Source organism: Rubellimicrobium roseum (genome assembly GCF_006152145.1).
Taxonomy (GTDB): domain Bacteria; phylum Pseudomonadota; class Alphaproteobacteria; order Rhodobacterales; family Rhodobacteraceae; genus Rubellimicrobium; species Rubellimicrobium roseum.
Map to the genome: position 1 here is coordinate 1 of NZ_VDFV01000095.1, position 5,735 is coordinate 5,735.

Annotated in this window: 5 protein-coding genes and 2 pseudogenes; 3 read left to right on the plus strand and 4 right to left on the minus strand. The window is 63.1% G+C overall.

All coding sequences use genetic code 11. The annotated features are described in order from the left end of the window. A pseudogene (locus FHG71_RS22560) lies at positions 1 to 209 on the plus strand (integrase core domain-containing protein); the annotation flags it as partial. 31 nt (positions 210 to 240) lie between these two features. On the opposite strand, the pseudogene FHG71_RS22565 reads toward FHG71_RS22560, so the two are convergent. Together FHG71_RS22565 and FHG71_RS22570 are read right to left on the minus strand one after the other, a co-directional pair. Continuing rightward, positions 241 to 438 (minus strand): annotated as a pseudogene (locus FHG71_RS22565) (transposase); the annotation flags it as partial. A 399-nt stretch (positions 439 to 837) separates the two neighbouring features. After that, on the minus strand, positions 838 to 1,095 hold the full coding sequence (locus FHG71_RS22570) for a hypothetical protein (RefSeq protein ID WP_139084010.1): 258 nt from the start codon (positions 1,093 to 1,095) through the stop codon (positions 838 to 840). A 346-nt stretch (positions 1,096 to 1,441) separates the two neighbouring features. Between FHG71_RS22570 and FHG71_RS22575 the strand changes: the two genes are divergently transcribed. After that, entirely contained in the window at positions 1,442 to 1,669 is a 228-nt protein-coding gene (locus FHG71_RS22575) for a hypothetical protein (RefSeq protein ID WP_139084012.1), read from the plus strand. 106 nt (positions 1,670 to 1,775) lie between these two features. Here FHG71_RS22575 and FHG71_RS22580 read toward each other — a convergent pair whose 3' ends face one another. Next, positions 1,776 to 2,291, minus strand: coding sequence for a hypothetical protein (locus FHG71_RS22580; protein ID WP_139084014.1), 516 nt, complete (start codon positions 2,289 to 2,291; stop codon positions 1,776 to 1,778). A gap of 318 nt (positions 2,292 to 2,609) precedes the next feature. Between FHG71_RS22580 and FHG71_RS22585 the strand changes: the two genes are divergently transcribed. Next, positions 2,610 to 3,419: a phosphotransferase enzyme family protein gene (locus FHG71_RS22585; protein WP_218014222.1), complete on the plus strand. Its 810-nt coding sequence runs from the start codon at positions 2,610 to 2,612 to the stop codon at positions 3,417 to 3,419. A gap of 104 nt (positions 3,420 to 3,523) precedes the next feature. On the opposite strand, the gene FHG71_RS22590 is transcribed toward FHG71_RS22585, so the two are convergent. Further along, positions 3,524 to 4,555 carry an FUSC family protein gene (locus FHG71_RS22590; RefSeq protein WP_139084015.1) on the minus strand — a complete coding sequence of 344 codons (1,032 nt, stop codon included), beginning with the start codon at positions 4,553 to 4,555 and terminating at the stop codon, positions 3,524 to 3,526. Positions 4,556 to 5,735: the final 1,180 nt, after the last annotated feature.

Genomic DNA, 5,735 nt, shown 5'->3' on the forward strand with positions numbered 1-5,735 from the left:
GTGAAGAGCCCCCAAAGCAATGGTATCTCCGAGGCCTTCGTCCGCACGCTGAAGCGCGACTACGTCCAAGTACCCCGCTCCCCAGCGCCGGGGACGTCCTCGGATTGCTCCCCTTCTGGTTCGAAGACTACAACACCCACCACCCTCACTCCGGGCTGAAGATGCGCTCGCCTCGCGAGTTCATTGCCGCCCAAACCGCAACCGCCTGAGTGTCCGGTGAAACGGGGGACAGATCATCTGGTTCTCCAGCTCGAGCTCTTTCATGCGCCGCACTTGGTTTGTCTTGAGCCCGCCGTACTCCTGATGCCAGCGATAGTACGTGACCTCCGTCACCCCGATCGCGCGCACCGCGTCCGCCACGCTCTGGCCTTGGGATGTGAGCACATCCACCTGCCGCAGCTTGACAATGACCTCCTCGGGTTTGTGCCTCTTCGACATCTGATCCGTCCTCCTCAGCTCAAAGAGCCTCGTTACATGGCGGAACACTTCCATGGGGGCGGATCAATTCTAAGCTGTGTCGTCAACGGTTCCATCGCCGACGCGGCCTATCGTGCGATTCCGTTGGGCGGCTCTAGAACTTCGCAGGAGTCGTCCAGCGTAGTAGGTTCCCCAAGGTACGCGACTCCGACCACTGGATTGGCATGAGCCGACGCGGTCGGAACGTGGCTCGTCGTAGCCTGTGAAAAGGGTATGAAACGGAACGAGCGTCCGCCCGACCTCGACTTCAGGTCGTCACGACGGCCGGGGAGGCCGAGTGACCCACGCGAATGCGTCACTTTGGTGCCGTGGCGGGCAAGCTGGCCGCTTCGACTGAAGGGCCGGACCTACGCTCAGAATTCATAGCCAGAACATGACGGCTGCGGCCGAGGTGATGGCCGACAGGAATACCTTGAGGCAGAGATCGAGGCGCATGGCGACGCGGTGCCCGTTCTTGAGGTAGCCAGACATGTTCGAATTCCCGTGGCGTCGTTCGTAGCGCTGCCTGTCGTGCTGGACTGGCTTGTCGCGAGCACTTGGGCTGAGGATGCAGGGCTTGATGCCCCTGTCCAGCAAGGCTTCAGGAAGCCAGTCGGCGTCGCAGCCCTTGTCGGCCAAGGACCAGTCGGGTCCTGGTAGGCTGCCGGATTGGGCCAGAGTGTCAGTGTGGCCGCTGACCTGACTGTCGCCCAGGAGAAACCGGCTGGGGCGCCGTTCCGCACTCAAGTGAGCCCGGGGGGGCACCTCAACTGACTTGTGATTGCTCCGTTGCCGATACAAAGCCGTCGCAGGTGCGTTGCGATGCCCTGAGATATGCCGGAGATGGCAGGAGTTGGGCTCTTCCTGCTCACGGCACTTCGATGATGGCGGTGCAGTGTCAAGCCGCATCAACGCCACATGCATAACAAACTCGCGCCACAGTACACGCTTTGGATGGGGTCACTCAACCTGAAGGAGATAGGTCATGGGCTATGTGCTGTTGGCGTCGTTCCTGGGTATCTTGGAGGCCGTGGTTGGCCTGGTCGTGTTTGATCTAGATGGGCTGGCTGCCCTGGGGGTCTGGTCCTTGGGCGGCAACCTGTCGGCCATGCTCGTCATCGCTCTCTGTCACATGTGGCCGACGCTCGTTGGGCCCAGGTCCGTGATCCCTGAGAGCGATCCGGAACAGGGTTTTGCCGACGCCCCAGCCTGAGTTCCAGGCCGCTTCGAGCGACGCGTGATCAGCCCTGTCACAGCGCGCTCTCTGACCACCACTCTGCCGGCTTGATTTGGCAGAGTGGTGCCAGGTCCCACGTGTCTCAGACTGCGGATCGTTGCCGCTGCCCTCCTCTCGCCTGGGCTGACCGGCTGCCGGACGGGCCAAGTCTGGCCATTTGCCGCGCAACCCTGATCTCGCGAACTGTCGACTCTGTGGCCAGCCTCGGACGATTCGGACCTGCTGTCGGCACGACATCCGGCTCATGGTTGTCCCCGGGGCCCGCCTGTCCATCGATGACCTCGTCATCGGGCTCATCTCGTGCGCCAGCGTCGACCTGACCGTGCCACGACGATATGGAAGCCGCCCGTCGAACGGCGTGCTCGAAATGGGCGAGGAGCAGCTTGGCTTGCACGATCAGGTCCGGCGAGACCTCCCGTTCCATCATCCTCGCGAGAAGAGCCTCCGTCGCACCCCTGAACTGCCGGGCCTCGCATTCGAGCCTCGGCAAGCGCACCCTGTCGGGAGCTTGTGACTTCGCGAGCCGGTCCAGTTGCACGGCCATGGTGCCCTGGGTCTTGTGCAAGGTCGCGAGGAGCTGACCATACGGTTCGTTCATCCTGTGCCACTCCTTGGGCCAAGTTCTGAGGGTGCGAGCACTGGAGCAATGGCTCGATCTTCGGCGCACAATGTCCCGGTGAACCACCTGACATCGGGATGGGTACTGGTCGCGGCACTCTTGCGACAACAATTAGTCAAGTATTGGATGATTGTTGCAGTAAAGAGGAAGAACATAATCGGCTGCTATGAGTGCTGCCTATCGGCCGGAGACCGTAGACGCCGACCTTCTGCCTAACCTAGGGTCATGACTCATGAACACGCGGATCTGGGTCCTGGTCTGAGCCGGAGCGAAATGGGCGGTTGGGGGAGATAGCTTGTGGGGTGGGACGCGCTTCGGCTTTGGGGACAGGGCGCGGTTCGCGTCGAAGCGCTCGCGGGTGGGATCGCCAACGACATATGGAGCGTGCGCATCCATGGGACGCCTGCGGTGCGTCGTCTCGGAGCCAGAAGCGACGCCGATCTCGCTTGGGAGGCCGAACTCCTCCAGTACCTCGACCAGGCAGGCCTGACCGTGCCGGTTCCGATCCCAACAGCGGACGGCCGGCTATTCGCGGAAGGCCTGATGGTGATGCCTTACATGGAAGGCGGCCCGCCCGAGACGGAGGCCGATTGGCATTGCGTCGCCGAAACGCTCCGCCAGATCCTTGACTTGACGCAAGGCTGGCCGCAACGCCCAGGCTGGCGATCATCGAGCGACCTCCTGCACGCTGAGACCGGGACAAAGGTCGATCTTACCGCGATGCCTCTCGAAGTCGTGGCTCGATGCAGAGTGGCATGGGCCCGGCTTAGCAGCCACCCGACCTGCGTCGTTCACGGCGACCCCAACCCTGGCAACATCCGGATGACCGCGGGGCGGGTCGCGTTGATCGACTGGGACGAGGCCCACGTCGATGTTCCCGACCTTGACTTGGTGCTCCCCCACAATGCCGCTGGTCTCGACGGCGACGCACATGACATCGCCTGGCAAGCGTCGGCCGCTTGGGAAGCCGCCGTCTGCTGGGGCGACGACTACGCCACAAGCGACTGGCAGAGGTTCGAGCGATCTGATCCCGACTCGAGTCGTTCGGTTGACGACTCACCGGTTCATAGGTCCTGGCCCTACGACGCTCCGACACACGGGAAATGACGTGGCAGGCGAAAGACGACTCGGTCGCGTCACATTCACTTTGACGAATTCACGTGGCAGCCAGGGGCAGTGTGGTTAAGACAGGCGGGACGCCCCACCGACTGTCAGGCGCCGTCCCGCTCGCGCCAACCCGCTTCCAACTCAGCCAGCGCCGCGAGCGTGCGTCGCACCTCCCGTAGCCCGAATGCCACCGCGCTGTGAAGTTCGTGCCCCTTGGCGGTCGGGCTCTCGTTTTTCAGCACCTGTCGCAGATGCTCAAGCGCCGCATCCATCGCCTTGATCCGCTCGTCTTTCTGCCTGCGACCCTCTGCCATCCCGGTCAGCACGGCGCAGGCATTCCGGCGCAGGGCGCTCACCTCGCCCACCATGCTCTCTACCGACATCGGGGGGCTTTCCGCTTCGGCGGCCCGGTCGAGAATGGCAACGGACTCATGAAGGTCGCGCAGCGCATCAAGGCGCCGCTGCATCAACCCTCGGTCCACGAACCTGCTCTCCTCTAGAGCTTCTTGGGCGAGCCAGACGGCTTCGTTCCACGCGCTCACATGCTCGGCCACGCGCGGGGTTCGTCCCTCCTCGACCGTGGCCTGGACCGCGTCGGAGAGCCGGGTGGCCGTGGCTTTCAAAGCCCGACGATAATGTCGGTCGAACCGCGCCTCGGCTCTGTCGGGCCAGACCAGCAGCGAGACGAGGGTGCCGATGGCCGCGCCCATCAGGATGCCGGCCGTGCTCACCAGGGCAGTCTGCAGAAGGTCCCCCCGGTCCCCCAGAGACATGCCCACCGCCGGCACCACTGCAAGCTGCCAAGCGGGCTGCAGCACCGAGGCCACCCCCACGACGCACAGTGCGCCAGCCAGCGCCACCGCCGTGCCCCAGCCTTCGGGCAGGAGCACGAGACACAGGAGACCCAGAAGGCTCCCCGCCAGTGCCGACTGCATCCGCATGAGGGCCTGCCCGATGGTCCCGCCAACCGTCCGCTGGAGGCTCGTGACGGCCATCATGATGACGAGGAACGCCTCCAAATCCCCCAGAGTGATCGCACCGACATAGGCCACCGCCGCCGCAACACCCGACTGCACTCCAAGTCGCGAGGCGTCCCGCCATGTGTCCCGGCTGATCCTGAACAGCCTATCCGGCATCGGTTCTCCCCTACGCGGTCAGTCAGAACGCGTCAGACCGGAAGCAGTTGCACTCTGGTGCTGTTCATCGGCGACGCAGCCCACGTCGTGCCCCGATGACCCTGAGCCGGATCAATGGGTGCGAGCAGGAGCAGGACTGGTGCTATGGCTGCCGTGCATGGCGGGAGTTCTGCTCGGCAGTTCGTAGGCTGCTTTGCCCTTATTCAGAATCAGTAGGGACGAAAACGGATCACGCGAGAAAGATAACGACGCCTCCGACAACTTGTCAGTGGCACGCGAGTAATCAGACGAAAGGCAGCAGGAGCCAATGCTGTAAACCGTCTCTCGTCTTCGGAGAACCAGCGAAGTCTGCCCATGTCCGGACCTGACCCAAGTGGCGGATAGTTGAAGGAGAGCGCGACTGGCCGAGAGGGCCAAAGCCGCTGTCGGCCGTGAATTTTGGACGATCATCCTAGGCTGGCTTGACAGCAATCTGGCCAGCGTGGGTCCGGAGGGAGGAGACGCCAACTCCGGGCCCAATTTGATGAGAGCGGCGGTCGCTCGGTCACGGCCCTCCGGACGTGAGGAGGGAGTGTCTCAACGGGAGCCGAACCGCAGCGAGGCCGCCAATGCGATAACGGCCCGGTGAATCAAGCGTCCGACCTGGCGAACTGGACCACTCCTCCCCTTGGCTGGAAGATCTCTCGGCCGGGACGAATCCGCCTCCTCAAGATGATGTTGGAGGTCGGCTTTGTAGCCCTTTGTAAGGACCTCTTGTGCGCTGGCGGCGTCCCCTCGGATCGATGACCGGGTATGTGTTGACTGCAATGGGTTCATGGTGCCCTAGAACATCGGAGGATAGGAGATGTTCCTTTGACTGGACCTGTCCTTTAGGTGACTGACTCTTCGCCCAAGGCTGGCTCAACCGTCACCTGTGGTGGTCCATTCCGTTGCTTTAGGAGACTGCCTTCGGCGAACCACGCCTCAGACAGGACGACCACAGCCCCCGTAAGTAAGCCGGGATGCTGTTCGTCACCTGCACGATGTTGAGGGGCCTGAACCCTGGTCGATCCAATGAGAAGCCCAGAGATCCCGCTAGTCTCTCTGATAGCGGGCTGCTTGCCCTGACTTGCGGCTGTTTTGGACTGCGCCGAGTTAGACGTTTCCGGTTTGGGCGTGGGTCCGGGAGACGGAGAGGGAC